12 protein-coding genes are annotated in these 15,907 nt (G+C 72.2%); 5 read left to right on the forward strand and 7 right to left on the reverse strand.

The features are described from left to right. Positions 1 to 12: 12 nt before the first annotated feature. From ASG95_RS15665 to moeB, 4 genes are all read right to left on the reverse strand, one after another. Positions 13 to 3,441 carry an ATP-dependent DNA helicase gene (locus tag ASG95_RS15665; protein ID WP_057378057.1) on the reverse strand — a complete coding sequence of 1,143 codons (3,429 nt, stop codon included), beginning with the start codon at positions 3,439 to 3,441 and terminating at the stop codon, positions 13 to 15. Further along, on the reverse strand, positions 3,441 to 6,635 hold the full coding sequence (locus ASG95_RS15670; RefSeq protein WP_057378058.1) for an ATP-dependent DNA helicase: 3,195 nt from the start codon (positions 6,633 to 6,635) through the stop codon (positions 3,441 to 3,443). The genes ASG95_RS15665 and ASG95_RS15670 overlap by 1 nt, the downstream gene beginning before the upstream one ends. Positions 6,636 to 6,770: 135 nt before the next feature. Further along, positions 6,771 to 7,112, reverse strand: coding sequence for an MGMT family protein (locus tag ASG95_RS15675; protein ID WP_235543927.1), 342 nt, complete (start codon positions 7,110 to 7,112; stop codon positions 6,771 to 6,773). A 43-nt stretch (positions 7,113 to 7,155) separates the two neighbouring features. Then, on the reverse strand, positions 7,156 to 8,364 hold the full coding sequence (gene moeB / locus ASG95_RS15680; protein WP_057378060.1) for a molybdopterin-synthase adenylyltransferase MoeB: 1,209 nt from the start codon (positions 8,362 to 8,364) through the stop codon (positions 7,156 to 7,158). Positions 8,365 to 8,440: 76 nt separating this feature from the next. On the opposite strand from moeB, the gene ASG95_RS15685 reads away from it, so the two are divergent. From ASG95_RS15685 to ASG95_RS15695, 3 genes are all read left to right on the forward strand, one after another. Then, positions 8,441 to 9,082 carry a TetR/AcrR family transcriptional regulator gene (locus ASG95_RS15685; RefSeq protein WP_057378061.1) on the forward strand — a complete coding sequence of 214 codons (642 nt, stop codon included), beginning with the start codon at positions 8,441 to 8,443 and terminating at the stop codon, positions 9,080 to 9,082. A gap of 123 nt (positions 9,083 to 9,205) precedes the next feature. After that, positions 9,206 to 9,427, forward strand: coding sequence for a DUF3107 domain-containing protein (locus tag ASG95_RS15690; RefSeq protein WP_057378062.1), 222 nt, complete (start codon positions 9,206 to 9,208; stop codon positions 9,425 to 9,427). Between the two features lie 191 nt (positions 9,428 to 9,618). Continuing rightward, positions 9,619 to 9,888 carry a GlsB/YeaQ/YmgE family stress response membrane protein gene (locus tag ASG95_RS15695; RefSeq protein ID WP_057378063.1) on the forward strand — a complete coding sequence of 90 codons (270 nt, stop codon included), beginning with the start codon at positions 9,619 to 9,621 and terminating at the stop codon, positions 9,886 to 9,888. A 174-nt stretch (positions 9,889 to 10,062) separates the two neighbouring features. Here ASG95_RS15695 and ASG95_RS15700 read toward each other — a convergent pair whose 3' ends face one another. Beyond that, positions 10,063 to 10,755, reverse strand: coding sequence for a ferritin-like fold-containing protein (locus ASG95_RS15700; RefSeq protein ID WP_057378948.1), 693 nt, complete (start codon positions 10,753 to 10,755; stop codon positions 10,063 to 10,065). Between the two features lie 214 nt (positions 10,756 to 10,969). On the opposite strand from ASG95_RS15700, the gene ASG95_RS15705 reads away from it, so the two are divergent. Continuing rightward, positions 10,970 to 12,538: a DEAD/DEAH box helicase gene (locus ASG95_RS15705; RefSeq protein ID WP_057378064.1), complete on the forward strand. Its 1,569-nt coding sequence runs from the start codon at positions 10,970 to 10,972 to the stop codon at positions 12,536 to 12,538. Between the two features lie 127 nt (positions 12,539 to 12,665). Then, positions 12,666 to 13,223 carry a hypothetical protein gene (locus ASG95_RS15710; RefSeq protein ID WP_057378065.1) on the forward strand — a complete coding sequence of 186 codons (558 nt, stop codon included), beginning with the start codon at positions 12,666 to 12,668 and terminating at the stop codon, positions 13,221 to 13,223. 60 nt (positions 13,224 to 13,283) lie between these two features. Here ASG95_RS15710 and ASG95_RS15715 read toward each other — a convergent pair whose 3' ends face one another. Together ASG95_RS15715 and ASG95_RS15720 are read right to left on the reverse strand one after the other, a co-directional pair. Further along, positions 13,284 to 14,330, reverse strand: coding sequence for an NAD(P)-dependent alcohol dehydrogenase (locus ASG95_RS15715; protein WP_057378066.1), 1,047 nt, complete (start codon positions 14,328 to 14,330; stop codon positions 13,284 to 13,286). 91 nt (positions 14,331 to 14,421) lie between these two features. After that, complete coding sequence (locus ASG95_RS15720; RefSeq protein WP_082592680.1) at positions 14,422 to 15,750, reverse strand: peptidoglycan DD-metalloendopeptidase family protein; 1,329 nt, start codon at positions 15,748 to 15,750, stop codon at positions 14,422 to 14,424. Between the last annotated feature and the right edge of the window lie 157 nt (positions 15,751 to 15,907).

Consider the following 15,907-nt stretch of genomic DNA (forward strand, 5'->3'; position numbering starts at 1 on the left):
GCTTGACCCGGCCTAGGCGTCGGGGACGGTCCCCAGCAGCGCGGCGAGTGCCGCGTCGTCGGGGAGCTCGGGCCAGACCGTCTCGCCGGTGCCTGCGTAGTAGAACGCCGCGTCGACCTCGTCGAGGCCCAGACCACGCAGTCGGGCGAAGCCCACCCGGTAGGCCGCCAGCTGGAGGGCCCGCGACCGTGCGGACTCGCCGGTGGGCTTGGACCCGGTCTTCCAGTCGACGATCGTGAAACCACCTCCCGGGCGCGGGAACACCGCGTCGATCCGCCCGCGCACCGCGATCCCGTCGATGACGGTCTCGACCGCGATCTCGATCTCCGCGGGGGTGCGGTGGGCCCACTCGCTGGCGAGGAAGCGCTCCTTCATCAGGGGCAGGTCCGCGTCGTCGCCGGGGTCGTCGTCCGCGCTGCCCGGCAGGTCGAGGATGTCGACCATCGCCGCCTGCGCGTAGTGCTGCTCGACCCAGGCATGGAAGGCCGTGCCACGGCGAGCGGCGAGCGCGGGCGGTTCGGGCATCGGTCGGCGCAGGGCCGAGGCGAACCGCGCCGGGTCCTGGGCCAGGCTGACGACGGCGGAGGCCGACAGGTGGCGCGGCATGAGGACCGTGACGTCACCACGGTGCGCGAGCCTGCGGCGCTCCTCGAGCAGCAGGTCGAGCTCCTCCAGCACGGTCAGGGCGTCACCCGGCAGCGGGAACATGCCCTGCTCCGCCAGCGCTGGCGCAGCGCCCGAGCCGTCCACCTGTCCCGCGACCGCGGCGCGCACCGCCTCCGCTCCTGCGGCCAGCGCAGCCCGACGGTGGGCCAGGGGATCTGCGGGCCACTGCACGCTGACAGCGGTCGCGGCGGTCGGGTTGACGGCCTCGGCAGGCTCTGCGGGGTCGGGGAGGTCGACCCAGGCGAGGCGGGTGACCGGCAGGGGTGGCCGGGCCTCGACGACCTCGAGCAGGAAGCGGGACGTCACCTTCGGCGTCTTGCCGTCGGTCCAGACCGAGGCGGACAGCAGCATGTCCGACCTCGCCCGGGTGAACGCGACGTAGGCGAGGCGTCGCTCCTCGTCGACGCCGTGGTCGCCGCCGGCCCGCAGGAACCGCTCGACCCGGGTCTCCATGTCCTTCCAGTCGCCGGCCCCCTCCCAGTCGAGCAGCGGCAGACCGTCACGGTCTCCCCGCAGGGCGTAGGGGATGCCCCCGTCGGAGAGGCCACCGATCCACCCGCGCTGCTTGGGGTCGGACATCGTCCACGCCTCGCCGTTCGAACGACTCGCGGCCGAGGCCAGCGCCGGGAACGAGCCCTCGACGAGCCCGGGGACGGCCACGGCGTCCCACTCCAGACCCTTCGCCGCGTGGATCGTCAGGATCTGCACCGCGTCGGAGGACGCCTCGATGTAGCCCTTGTCCAGCCCGCGCTCCTCCTTCAGGGCTGCGGCGAGCCAGGCCAGGAAGCCCCCGAGGTTGGGTCGGTCGGCGCTGACCGTGAAGGTCGCGGCGACGTCGGCGAAGGCGTCGAGGTGGGCTCGGGCTGCGGCTGGGGTGTAGCCCTCGCGGGCGAGCACCTCGATGTCGAGGCCGAGGGCGCGCTCGGCCTCCCCCACCAGGTCGGCCAGTGGCAGGGCGGACAACGAGCGCAGCCGGCGGATGGCCTGCTGCAGCCCTCGGAGCCGCCCCAGCCCCACGTCGCTGACCCGCTTGCCGTCCCAGCTGGTCCAGCCGGGCCGAGGCGGGTCGTCGACCGCCTCGACGATGCTCACCCGGTCGGAGCTGTCCGGGGACTGGTCGCGCACCAGCCGGGCCGGGCCCGCGTCACCACTGCCGCTGCCGGCCGTCGCCGACCCGATGACTGCCCCTTCGGCATCGTCGTCGTCGTCGGGGGCCGACCGGTCGTCGATGCCCAGACGCAGGTCCTGCTGGTGACGGGCCCACGCCATCAGCCCGTCGAGGTCGGCCGCCCCCAGCCGGCAGAGCGGCCCCGTGAGCAGGCGCATGAGCTGGTCGCCGCGGCTGGGGTCGTGCACCACGTGGAGCAGGGCGGTGATGTCCTCGACCTCGGGCGTGAGGAGCAGCCCACCGAGCCCGACCACCTCGTAGGGCACGCCCTTCGTCTCGAGCGCGTCGATGAGTGGCGCGAACTGAGATCGCTTGCGGCACAGCACCGCAGCCGACTTCGCACCTGCCGCTCGTCGCTGCGCCAGCCAGTCGGCGACCAGCGCTGCCTCCTCACCGGCCGTCTCGACGCGCGCCGCCACGACCCGGCCCGGCCCGGCGCCGTCGCGGGCGACGAGCTGGTCGACCGGCACGGTCGAGCGCTCACGAAGCGGCTCGGCCACGGCGTTGGCGACGTCGAGTACGGCCTCGTCGTTGCGCCAGCTGGTGGCGAGCGGGAGCACGGGAGCCAGGCCCTCCGGTCCACCGAACGCCCGCCGGAACTCGCTGAGCGTGGTCGCACTGGCTCCCCGCCAGCCGTAGATCGACTGGTGCGGGTCACCGACCGCGGTGACCGGAGACGGCTCCCCCGGGGCCATGAACAACGACTGCAGCAGCTGGAGCTGGGCAGCCGAGGTGTCCTGGAACTCGTCGAGGAGCACGGCCCCGAACCGCTCACGCTCGATCCTCCCGATGTCCTCGAACCCGATCGCCAGCCTGGCGGCCAGCGCCATCTGGTCGGCGAAGTCCATCGCGTCGCGGGTGCGCTTGAGGGTGAGGTAGCGCTCCACCATGGGCAGCACCCCCGCGCGGGCCAGGAGCTGCTCGCGCATCTTCTTCACCTCGCCGGGCAGGTCCTTGCCCCGCGCGCCGACGTGCGGCGGAAGCGCCGCCAGCGAGCCCAGCACCCGCTCGAGGTAGGCCGCCACGTCACCGACCTCGACGAGGTGCTCGGCCATCTCACCGGCCAGGTCGACGACGGCTGCCGTGACCGTCGACTCCGCGAAGCGGACCTCGTCCATCGGGCCGTCGTACGCGGCCACGACCTCGGACGCGTACTGCCACGCAGCCGCCTCGGACAGCAGCCGCGACTCCGACTCGTAACCCAGCCGCAGCGCGTGCTCACGGACCAGCCGACCGGCATACGAGTGGTAGGTCGACACGGTCGGCGTGCCGCCGAGGACCTCGGCCCCGGTCTCGGCGTCGTCGGTGCGGGGGTGCCAGACATTGCGCTGCTGGAGCAGCCGGAGCCGAGCACCGATGCGTTCGGACAGCTCGGTCGCGGCCTTGCGGGTGAAGGTCAGGCCGAGGACCTGGTCGGGCTCGACGAAGCCGTTGGCGACGAGCCAGACCACCCGACCGGTCATCGTCTCGGTCTTGCCGGACCCGGCGCCGGCGACGACGAGCAGCGGCGACATCGGCGCCTCGATCACCCGCACCTGCTGGTCGGTGGGGGGCGGCTGACCGAGTGCGGCCGCGATCTCCGTGGCGGACAACAGGGAACGCGTCATCACAGCACCCGCCCCTCGGGCTGGGCGGGGCACGACGCCCGCACCTGGCAGAGCTTGCACCAGTCGCCCACGGTCGCCTGGAACGTGGCGCCGGCCATCCCCTCGGCCGTGCTGGTGACCAGCTCGGCGGCCCACTGCGGCTCCGGGTCGGCACTCAGTGGGCCCTGGGTCTGCAAGGTCGTCTTCACGAGGGCCGCCTTGCCGACCTGGAGCAGCGCCGCTCCGGCCGAGCGGTCGCCCAGCTCGCCGAAGGCACCCCGCTCGACGCCCAGCTGGTAGGCACCCAGCTGCGGGTGCCGGTCGAGCTCCTCGGTGCGCGGCTTGGTGCTGCCGGTCTTGTAGTCGACCACCCGCAGGGCCGTGCCGTCGGGCGTGCCCTCGATCCGGTCGACCTTGCCGCTGAGCACCGCCCGACCGAGGACGACCTTCATGTCCACCTCGGCCCCGAGTCGGACCCACCCCCCGGCACGGGCCTCGTCGAAGTAGGTCGCGAGCCGCCGGACCATGCCGTGCGCCTCGTGGCGCTTGCGGTCCGAGACCCAGCCGGCCGGCATACCGAGGCGTCCCCAGCGGGCGTCCACCTCGGCCACGAGCGTGTCGGCGTCGACGTCGCCGAGCTCGGCGGCGATGTCGTGCACCAGCGTGCCGATGTCGGCAGCGCCGACCGACGGGCCGTCGCCCCCGACCGAGCCGAGCATCCAGCGCAGGCCACAGTTGCCGAACGACTCCACCTTGCTCGGCGAGACCCGCACCTCCTGGTCGGGCTCGCGCAGCGGTCGCTCGTCGGACAGCCCGCGCAGCACCCACCACTGCGCCGGGTCGGCCCCCGGGACTCCCTCGCGGGTCAGCCGGGCCAGCGCCGCCACCGCCGTGCGGCGTACCGAGGTGTCGTCGGAGACCAGCTGGCGGCGCAGCTCACCCACCAGGGTCGGCAGGGTCATCGTGCGCGCGACCTCGGCGAACGGTCGATCTCCTTGTGTCGCAATGGTTTCGGGGTCGACGACGTCGAGGTAGACCGACGGCTGCTCGTCGTCGGAACGCACCGCCGTCACGACCACCCGGTCACTCGCCCGGGTGAGCGCCACGAGGAACGACCTGGTCTCGTCGTAGCGCACCGCGGCCTGTGCGGCCCGGAACGTGCCCGCGCGCCCGGACACGACATCGACCAGGTGCTCCGACCCCAGCAGCGATCCGCGGAGGCGCAGGTCGGGCCACACGCCTTCCTGCACGCCCGCCACGACCACCAGCTGCCACTGCCGGCCGGCGGCGGCCTGGGGCGTCGTGACCGTCACCGACTCACCGACGGGCGAGCGCGCGACCAGGGTGTCGCCCGGGATGTCCTGGCTGCCGATGTGGGTGAGGAACTCCTCGGGACCGGCCTGCGGCAGGCGGTCGACGAACTTCGCCGCGGCGTCGAAGAGCCCGACCACGGCGTCGAGGTCACGGTCGGCACGACCGGCTCCGGGGCCGCCGGCGAGCGCGGTGGCCTGCCACTCCCCACCCAGACCCGTCGCGGCCCACATGGCCCACAGCACCGACTCGGCGCTGACCCCCGGCTCCCACCGCCAGACCGGTCCGGTCGGGGTGTCGTCGACCACCCCACGGGCCGCCTTGACCCCGGCGGCGATCGTCGCGGCGACGCGGCGGGCGGGATGCCCCTCGGCCCCCACCTCGACCAGGGCACCTGGCGCGAGCAGCGCCTCGGCGAGCAGCTCGTCACTGGTGCGCCCACCACCGCCCTCGAGCTCGAGCCGGCGCAGCGCGCGCCGCAGCCGACGCAGCCCGACCGCGTCGGCACCGCCGATCGGCGACAGCAGGGTGTCGACGGCGATCTGGGGCGGCAGCGGCTCGTCGACGCCCCGGGCGCGGTCGAGCACGACCTCGAGCAGGGCCAGCAACGGACGCACCGCCACCTCGTCGCGTACCGGCAGGTCGGTCGCGGTGCCGGCGACCGGCACCCCCGCAGCCATCAGCACCCGTCGCAGCGTGGACGTGCGCCCCTGGCCACGCACGATGACCGCCATCTCGGACCACGGGATCCCGAACCTCAGGTGCGACTCGCGCAGCTCGGCGGCGACGTGGCTGGCCTCCTGGCTCACCGCGCGCAGGAGCCGCACGTCGACGCGGCCCCCTGCTCGGCCTGCGGCCGCACCGCGCTGGACGCCGCCGGCCAGCGCACCGATCTTGGGTGCCACCCTGGCCGCCGCGTCGACGACCGCCTGCGGCAGCCGGTATGCCGTGGGCAGCACGAGGGTGCGCGGCTCACCGCCGGCGGACCTGGGGCCCTCCACCGCGCGGGAGCCGAGCTGCACCCATCCGTCGCTGAGGTGGCGGGGATCGGCGCCGCGGAAGGTCTGCACCGCGCTGTCGGGGTCGCCCAGCAGGACGAGGTCGAGCCCGGGCGAGGCGATGGTGCGCAACAGCCGGGCCGCCGCCGAGGTGAGCTCCTGGGCGTCGTCGACCACGACCAGGCGCAGCCCGTCGACGAGCCGGGCGCGGGCGGCCGGGTCCTCCTCGAGCAGGTCGGCCGCCGCACCGAGGATCCAGGCCGGGTCGTAGGCGCCGGGCGCGGACAGCGCCGTGACCTCGTCGTACTCCGCCAGCACCTCGGCCGCGGCCACCCACTCGGCTCGGTCGTGCGCCCGGCCGAGGCGGGCGAGGTCGTGCGGCTCCAGGTCGTGCTCGACCGCGCGCATCAACAGGTCGCGCAGCTCGCCGCGAAACCCCCTCGTGCCCATCGCGAGGTGCACCCGCTCGGGCCAGGCGGGACCGGTGCCCTCGGCAACGTGTCCGGCCAACAGCTCGCGCAGGATGACGTCCTGCTCGGGCCCGCTGAGCAGTCGCGGGGTGGGGTCACCGCGCAGGGCCGCGGCCTGCCGCAGGATGCCGAAGCCGAGGGCCTGGTGGGTGCGGGCCAGCGGCTCGGTCGAGGTGCCGCCCAGCCGGGCCGTGACCCGCTCACGCAGGCTGCCGGCCGCGACCCGCGAGGAGGTGAGGATGAGGCACTGGTCGGGCGTGGCCTCGCCCGACTCGACCCGGGAGACCACGGCCTCGATGGCCGTGGTGGTCTTGCCGGTGCCGGGGCCGCCGAGCACCCGCAGCACTCCACCGCGGTGGGCGAGTGCGGCCAGCTGGACGTCGTCGAGCGGCGGCGCCTCGGCCACCACGCTCGGGGCGCGGCGGAGGTTCAGCACGGACCCATCCCACCATCCCCGACCGACATCTCCCCGCACCCCCCGCCCCAGCTTTATCGGGTCTAGGGAGAAGGTTGTCCTTCACCCCGGAAGGTTTCCCGGGTGAAGGACAACCTTTCGGGGTGAAGCCACGCGTCAGCCCGGGGGTGGCGGGACTGGCGGCCGGGCCCCCAGCCAGCGCGCCCTGGCGAGGTCGACGCGGCGGCCGTCGACCTGGCCGCGCACCAGCGGCGTCCCCTCCTCGCGGTAGTGCGCGAGGGCCTCCTCCTCGAGCCCCTGGGGGAAGTAGCCACCGGAGCGGATCACCCGCCACCACGGCACGTCGGAGCCGTAGCGCGCCATGACGTTGCCGACGCCTCGTGCCCCGCCACGCCCGAGCAGCTCCGCGATGTCGCCGTACGTCATCACCATGCCCTCGGGGATCGTGTCGACGACCTCGAGCACGTCGTCCGCGAACTCGCTGGGGGCACCACTCACCTGGCCCGCCTGCGTCACCATCACTGTCTCCCTCGGTAGCCGCTCAGTAGACCGGCAGGCTCGGGTCGACGTCGCGCACCCAGGCCAGCACCCCGCCGGTGAGGTTCGCGACCTCCGTGCGACCGGCCGCGGCGAGCAAGCCAGCCGCCTCCGCCGACCGGACCCCGGACTTGCACAGCAGCACCACCGGGGTGTCCGCCGGCAGCTCGTCCACGGCGGTCCCGTCCCGGAACCGGTCGAGGTGCAGGGCGCGCGACCCCGGGATGGACACGACCGCCCGCTCGCCCGGCTCACGGACGTCGACCAGCTCGAAGGTCCGGTCGCCGCTCTCCCGCTCGGCCAGCATCTGGGCGAGCTCCTTCGCGGAGACGTCGGCGAAGCCGGGCACGGCACCCTCCTGCCCGTCGGGCACGTCGGAGGCACCCGGCATACCGCAGAACTGCTCGTAGTCCACCAGGGAGGTGACGGTCGGGGACTCCCCGCACACGGGGCAGTCGGGGTCCGCGCGCACCGTGAGGGAGTCCCAGGTCTGGCGCAGCGCGTCGTGGACGAGTAGGCGGCCGACGAGCGGATCACCTTGTCCCACAATGAGTTTCAACGCCTCCGCCACTTGGACTGACCCGACTGCCGCGCACAGCACACCGAGTACCCCGCCGGTCGCACACGACGGCACGGCGTCCGGCGGTGGCGGGTCGGGGAAGACGCAGCGGTAGCACGGTCCGTGGCCGGCGAACCACACCGAGACCTGGCCGTCGAACCGGTAGATCGACCCCCAGACGTGCGGCAGCCCCAGGAAGACGCACGCGTCGTTGACGAGGTAGCGGGTCGGGAAGTTGTCGGCGCCGTCGAGGACCACGTCGTAGTCGGCCAGGATCTCGAGGGCGTTCTCGGAGGTGAGCCGCAGGTCGTGGCGCACGACGGTGACCAGCGGGTTGATCGCCGCGACGGTCTCGGCCGCCGACTCCGTCTTGGACCGCCCCACGTCGGCGACACCGTGCACGACCTGGCGCTGGAGGTTCGACGCGTCGACCACGTCGTCGTCGACCACCCCGATGGTCCCGACGCCGGCCGCCGCGAGGTACATCAGCGCGGGCGACCCGAGACCCCCCGCACCGACCACGAGGACGCGCGCGTTGGCCAGCCGTCGCTGGCCCTCGACGCCGATCTCGGGGAGCAGGATGTGGCGGGCGTACCGGGCCTTCTGCTCGGTGCTGAGCTCAGGTCCGGGCGCGACCAGCGGTGGGATCGCCATGTGATGCAGGTTACCCACCCGTACGATGTCCTCGACACCGCAGTCAGGCTGCACCACCGCCGAACAGAGAGTCCCCATGTCAGTTCGAGCAGTCCCAGGCACCGACAACGCCCGCGGCCAGCGCCTCCCCCGGTCGGCCCGCCGCGCACAGCTCCTCGATGCCGCGCAGGCCGCCTTCGTCGAGTCCGGGTACCACGCCGCCGCGATGGACGACATCGCCGACCGGGCGGGCGTCTCCAAGCCGGTCCTCTACCAGCACTTCCCCGGCAAGCTCGAGCTCTACCTGGCGCTGCTCGACAAGCACAGCGAGGCGCTCGAGCAGCTGGTCCGCGAGGCGCTCGCGTCCACCCACGACAACAAGGAACGCGTCTACGCGACCATCGCCGCGTACTTCGACTTCGTCTCGCGCGACGGTGCGGCGTTCCGGCTCATCTTCGAGTCCGACCTCACCAACGAGTCCGCGGTGCGCAACCGCCTCGACGCCGTCGGCCTGGTCTGCGCCGAGGCGGTCGCCGAGGTGATCGCCGAGGACACCGGGCTGACCGACGAGGACGCCTCCCTGCTGGGCATGGCCCTCACCGGACTGGCTCAGGTCAGCGCCCGGCACTGGCTCGCCCAGGGCTCCGACGTCCCCAAGGACGAGGCCGCGCTGCTCATGGGCGCACTCGCCTGGCGGGGGCTCGGGTCGTTCCCCAAGGTGGGCGGGGAAGGTTCCTGACACACCGCTCGTTAGCCTTGTCGACAGATCCGCACGCGCTCGTATGCCGCGTGCCCACCGTGGACCGTGACCTCCCCGTCAGGGGCGCCACCGCGGCCACACCCAGCACAGAGAGGAACCACCGTGGAGGTCCGCATCGGTGTCCAGAACGTCGCACGTGAGGTCGTCTTCGAGTCCAGCGAGGGCGCGGCGGAGGTCGCCGCAGCCGTGAGCGCCTCGCTCGAGAAGGGCGCCGTCCTCACGCTGACCGACGACAAGGGCCGCCAGCTCCTGGTCCCCGCCTCGGTCCTCGGCTACGTGCAGATCGGTGAGTCCGAGAAGCGTGGGGTGGGCTTCGGAGTCTGACGACTCCAGCGCCTGGCTGACCCCGGCGAGCCTCTGACCTGCACAAACGCGACGGCATCGTGTCCACTTCTTAATGCGGCACGCAGGCACGAAACGTGCGTTTCGAGGCGATTCGTGGTCGAGTTGGGGACGTACGGGCCCGATCAGGGCCCACGTCAGCACGGTTTGTGCCGTGTAGAAGGAGTGCAGTCATGGGAGCTGTGATTGGCACCATCATCTTCGGTGCGGTAATTGGATTCCTGGCGCGGCTCGTCCTCCCGGGCAAGCAGAACATCAGCCTGATCGTCACCGTCATCCTCGGCATCCTCGGCGCGCTCGCCGGGTACTACCTGTGGGGTGCCATCTCCGACAAGGGGAACACCTCGGGCATCGACTGGATCCGCTGGATCATCAGCATCGTCGTCGCTGCAGTCCTGGTCGTCATCTACGGCGCGGTCACCGGCCGGAAGCAGGTTCGCTGACCCAGCAAGCCGGGTCTGTCCTGACCTGACCGAAGGGCCCCGTCCACCAGGACGGGGCCCTTCCGCATCCCCCTCCCGCATGCCACCCTCCCGCACTTCTGGCCACGCATGCCGCACCAGGCCCCCGTCTCCGGGCCCGCGAGCGACACCAGTGGCCCGAAGTCGCAGGTGGGGTCAGGCGGCGAGGCCGAGGCGACCCATCCGCCGGGTGTGCTCGTCGGTCAGCCGCGCGAACATCCGGCCCAGCTCGGCCAGGTCGGCGCTCGGCCGGTCGGGACCGCCGACCCCACCGACCAGGAGGGAGGCCAGGGCGTCGCGTTCGACGGCCACCTGCTGCGCCTGCGAGAGCGCCTCCCCCACGAGGCGGCGCCCCCAGAGCGCGAGGCGCCCGGCGATCTTCGGGTCGGCCTTGATGGCCTCGCGCACGACCTTCACGACGAACTCGGCCTGCCCGACATCCTCCATCGCCGAGTGCACCAGGGCCTGGGTCGAGGGGTCGACGTAGGCCGCGATCTCCCGGTAGAAGTCCGTCGCGATGCCGTCGCCGACGTAGGCCTTGACCAGGCCCTCGAGCCAGCTGCTCGGCTTGGTCCGCTCGTGGAACGCGTCGATCGGCGCGAGGAACGGGGCCATCGCGGCCTCCGGGTCGATGCCCATCTCGTCGAGCCGCGCGACGAGGATCTCGTAGTGCCGGAACTCGGCCACGGCCAGCCCGGCCACCGCGGCCTTGAGCGGCTGGCTGGGTGAGAGCTCGCTGTCCCCCGCCAGCCGGGTGAACGCCGTGAGCTCGCCGTAGGCCAGCACCCCGAGCAGGTCTGCGACGGCGTCGCGGTACTGCGGGTCGGCCAGCCAGTCGTCCTTGGTCATGTCGGTCACCCTAACGGCGCCCCTCGTGGGACGCCGTCGATGCAGGGATGTCACGCCGCCCGGGCTAGACTGCTGAGGTCAAAGGTGCCCGGTCGGCACGAATCAGCCGCGGACCCGCTCCGCGACCCCGCTCACAAGCATTGACGAAGACCTCCGATCGGCCCGCTTGCGCGAGCGCGCCCCCTCTGGGTGTGCCCCCGATCGAGAGAACTTCATGACTGAAACCACCACGGATGCTGTCGTGCCCGCAGCCCCGACCTTCGCGGACTTCGACGTCCACCCCGACATCGTCGCCTCCCTGAGCGATGCCGGCATCGTCTCGCCCTTCCCCATCCAGGCGATGACCCTGCCGGTCGCCCTCGGCGGCCACGACATCATCGGCCAGGCCAAGACCGGCACCGGCAAGACGCTGGGCTTCGGCGTCCCGATGCTCAACCGCACCATCGCCCGCGGCGACGACGCCTGGGACACCTTCCCCCACGCCGGCAAGCCGCAGGCCCTCGCGGTCGCCCCGACCCGTGAGCTCGCCGTCCAGGTCGCCAGCGACCTCGAGCGGGCCGGCAAGCGCCGTGGCATCCGCGTGCTCACCGTCTATGGCGGCCGCGCCTACGAGCCCCAGATCGAGGCGCTGCGCAACGGCGTCGAGATCGTCGTCGGCACCCCGGGTCGCCTCATCGACCTGGCCAAGCAGGGCCACCTCGACCTGTCGCACTGCAAGTCGGTCGTGCTCGACGAGGCCGACGAGATGCTCGACCTGGGCTTCCTGCCCGATGTCGAGAAGCTGCTCGCGATGACGTCGCCGGCCCGCCAGACGATGCTCTTCTCGGCCACCATGCCGGGCGCGGTCGTGGCCCTGGCCCGCCGCTACATGAGCCAGCCGACGCACATCCGCGCGATGGGCGACGACCAGGAGAACGCCCACACCGTGAAGGCCGTGGAGCAGTTCGTCTACCGCGCCCACGCGATGGACAAGGTCGAGATGCTGGCCCGCATGCTCCAGGCCGAGGGCCGTGGCCTGACCATCATCTTCAGCCGTACCAAGCGCACTGCCGCCAAGGTCGCCGACGACCTGATCGACCGCGGTTTCGCCGCCGCCCCGATCCACGGGGACCTCGGTCAGGGCGCCCGCGAGCAGGCCCTGCGAGCGTTCCGCAACGGCAAGGTCGACATCCTCGTCGCCACCGACGTCGCGGCTCGCGGCATCGACGTCGACAACGTCACGCACGTCATCAACTACCAGTGCCCCGAGGACGAGAAGACCTACCTGCACCGCATCGGTCGCACGGCCCGCGCCGGCAACACCGGCATCGCGGTCACCTTCGTCGACTGGGACGACCTGCCGCGCTGGGGCATGATCAACAAGACCCTCGACCTCGGCATCCCCGAGCCCGAGGAGACCTACTCCTCCTCCGAGCACTTCTACGAGCAGCTCGACATCCCGCGCACCGCCAAGGGCCGCCTGCCCAAGGCCGCGCAGAAGCTCGCCGGCCTCGGCGCCGAGGTGCTCGAGGACCTCGGCGAGACCGGCAAGTCCAGCGGTCGTCGCCCGGCTGCCGGCGGTCGCGGTGCCCGGGACGGCGGTGGCCGCGACGGCGGTGGCCGCGACGGCGGTGGCCGCGACAGTGGTGGTCGTGGAGGTCGCGACGGAGGCCGCAGTGGCGAGCGTCGCAGCGACAGCGCCCCGTCGGCCCCGAGCGAGGGCGGCGACGCCAAGCCGCGCCGCAACCGCAACCGACGCCGCACCCGCGGCGGAGCGACCGGGGAGACCAGCACCCAGGCCTGACCGGCCCACCCACGATGAACAGGTATGCCGCGCGGCTGGACCGCGCGGCATACCTGTTTCGTCTCGGCGGGGTTGCGGATCGGTCACGCGCCGTCGCGCCGACCGACTCGCCTGCGAACATCGGCGCATGCGGGGGATCCGACAGCATCCACTGACCCAGCCGGTCGCCGTCCTGGCCGCGGTCGTGCTCGTGTGCGTGGCCACGGTCGTGGTCCTGCGCACCGTGCCGCACCAGGCGCGCCTCGAGCGATGGCTGGAGAAGCAGCCGGGCGTCACCAGCGCGGGCGTGAGCGCCGGGCCGATCCGGGAGGCCAGCGACTGGTCCCCGACAGCCTGGGTCGGCCTGGACGGCGAGCTCACCCCGGCGACGTACTCGCGGTTCGCGACCGCGTACGAGGGCTATCTGGTGGACCATGCGTGGGCTGGCACCTGGGGGCTGACGATCTCCAGCGGGACGGTGACGCTGCCGGTCGGGAACCACGCGGCCAACGTGGCCATGCGGGACCTGCTCGGCCGGATCGCCACCGACCCCCACGTGGTGGAGGTGAGGTTCGAGGACCGGTACATCTACGTAGTCGTCGTCGAGTCGGTGGACCCGGCCGCGACCAGGGCCCACCTCGGCCCGACCCTGGCTCCCCACGACAGGGTGCGGGTCATCCGCCCCGGCGAAGTCCTGCACCCCTGAGTCGGTGCGGAAATGCCCGGAAACCCGGGCGTTTCCGCACGAACTCGGCCCGGTCGGGAGTCAGGCGCCGATCGTGGCGGTGTCGATGACGAAGCGGTAGCGCACGTCAGAGGCGACGACCCGGTCGTAGGCCTCGTTGACCTGGTCAGCGCTGATCGTCTCGATCTCCGCGGCGATGCCGTGCTCCGCCGCGAAGTCGAGCATCTCCTGCGTCTGCGGGATGCCGCCGATGTTCGAGCCAGCCAGCACCTTGCTGCCCCCGATCAGCGAGAAGGCCTGGAACGAGCTCGGGTCGCTGGGCGCTCCGACGTTGACCATCGCCCCGTTGGGCTTGAGCAGCGCGAGGTAGTCGTCGAACGGCAGGTCCGCGCTCACCGTGTTGAGGATCAGGTCGAACTGGCCGCGCAGGTCCGTGAAGGTCGACCCGTCCTTGGTGGCGCGGTGGTCGACGGCGCCGAACCGCGTGCTGTCGGCCTGCTTGGCGGTCGACTGGCTGAGGACCGTCACCTCGGCCCCGAGGGCCGCCGCGAACTTCACCCCGAGGTGTCCGAGTCCACCGAGGCCGACGACGGCCACCTTGGTGCCGGGACCGGCACCCCAGCGCTTGAGCGGGTTGTACGTCGTGATGCCGGCGCAGAGCAGCGGGGCCGCGACGTCGAGCTCGAGGGCGTCGGGGATGCGGACGGCGAACCGCTCGCTGACGACGACCTGCTGGCTGTAGCCACCCATGGTCTCCTCGCCGTCGTAGCCCTTGCCGTTGTAGGTCATCACGGCACCCTTGGCGCAGAACTGCTCCTGGCCGTCCTTGCAGAACTCGCACTCGCCGCACGAGTCGACCATGCAGCCGACGCCGACGCGGTCGCCGACCCGGTATCGGGTCACCCCGTCGCCGACGGAGGAGACGACCCCCGCGATCTCGTGGCCGGGGACCATGGGGAAGATCGCGCTGCCCCACTCCTCGCGGACCTGGTGGATGTCGCTGTGGCAGATTCCGGCGTAGGCGATGTCGATGGTGATGTCGTCGTCACGCAGGTCGCGGCGCTCGATGGTGGTCGCCGTGAGCGGGGCGCCTGCGGAGGCGGTGGACAGTGCGGCAGTGCGGGACATGAGTCTCCTCAGGGGTTCGGGTTCAGTCACCGTCAGGGGACAAGTCCGCACCCCGTGCTGCTATTCCGCCCCGGCGGCCGAGGTCCGCGGCTCAGGCGGCCTTGGAGATGCTGCTCACCGTGGACCAGGCACTGGTGCCCATCCCGTTGGTGGCGTTCACCCGGACCTGGCAGTAGGTGTACCCGGTCAGCCCGTAGTGGTTGTAGTAGATCACCGAGGGAGCCGTCGTGGCGCTCTTCCAGGCCTGCCAGACCCCGCTCTTGAGGCAGCGGACCTGCGTCGTGTACTTGGTGACGGCCGCGCCGTTGGCCGTCGCGGCATACCAGCCGTAGTGGACGTAGGTCGGCTGGGGCGAGGTGAGGTAGCGCGGCGAGGGCGGAGCGGACGGCACGGTCGCCGGGATGACCGACTTGGCCGACGACCAGGCGCTGAAGCCCGAGCTGTTGCCGAAGGTGACGCGGAAGCGGTAGGTCCGTCCGTTGGTCAGTCCGGTGATCGTGGTGCCCGTCGTGGTGCCCGCAAAGGTCTTGTACGTCGGGGCGTGCCACCCGTTGAAGCTCGGTCCCCAGAGCTCGGTGGTCACCCGCACCGACGTCGTTCCGCTCGGCGGGGTGCCCCACGCGAGCTTCGCCGAGGACGGTGCGCGGGTGGCGGTCAGGGTCGGCTGCGCGGGAGTCTTGTTCCAGACGTCCGTGATGCAGGACGAGTTGGTGGTCGGGGTCCGGTAGGCCATCTTGGGCAGGGTGTCGAACGACGTGCTCCCGTTGAAGATGGTCGGCATGACCACGGTCCCCGACGTGCAGGCGCGCAGCGTGCCGGGGTCGACACGGGTCCCCTTGATCCCGCCCTCACGCACCTCGAAGTGCAGGTAGTTGGTGGTGCAGGGGGCACTGTCGCCCCAGTGACCCATCCGCCCGATCATGGTGGCCGGTGTGACCAGCGCTCCCTCCGCGACGGCGATCGAGTCGAGGTGGGTGTACTTCGTCACCTTGCCGCCGCCGTGGTCGACCCAGGCCCAGGTGCCATCGGTCTGGGTGGTGGTGGTGCCGCAGGTCTGCTCGGTGGCGCCCACGTGGAAGATCCCGGCGCCGGCCGCGTAGATGCCGTCTCCGCGGGCACCGAGGAAGTCGATCGCCCAGTAGCCGTGGTAGTGCTCACCGTTCGAGCTCGTGCAGTTCGTCCTGACGCAGCTGATCGTGGCGGGGGACCGCAGGGGGGACCAGATCGGTGCGCTGAACGGGTGCGTCGAGCTCGCCGCAGGGACCGTCGCCGTCGTCGTCGTCGCTCCGGCCGCGCTGGTGTGGCCGTGCAGCAGACCGGCAGGTGACACGGCGAGCAGCCCCGCCGCGAGGGCGAGCACGGCGAGACGAGCCAGCCAGGACGTTCGCCCAGAAGGGCGGGTCGAAGTGGCAATGGACATGGACAGCTCCTCGGGGGCGTGAGCTCAGGCAAACAGCGGTCGCTGGAGACCGGCAGGCGGGGTTCACCCGATGGTTGCAGCCCATACACGTGGACGGGCGCCAACCGACGGATTCAGGGGTCGACGCCAGAGGATACGCCCAATCACACCCGTTCGG

This window comes from Phycicoccus sp. Soil803, from assembly GCF_001429685.1.
Classification (GTDB): Bacteria; Actinomycetota; Actinomycetes; order Actinomycetales; family Dermatophilaceae; genus Pedococcus.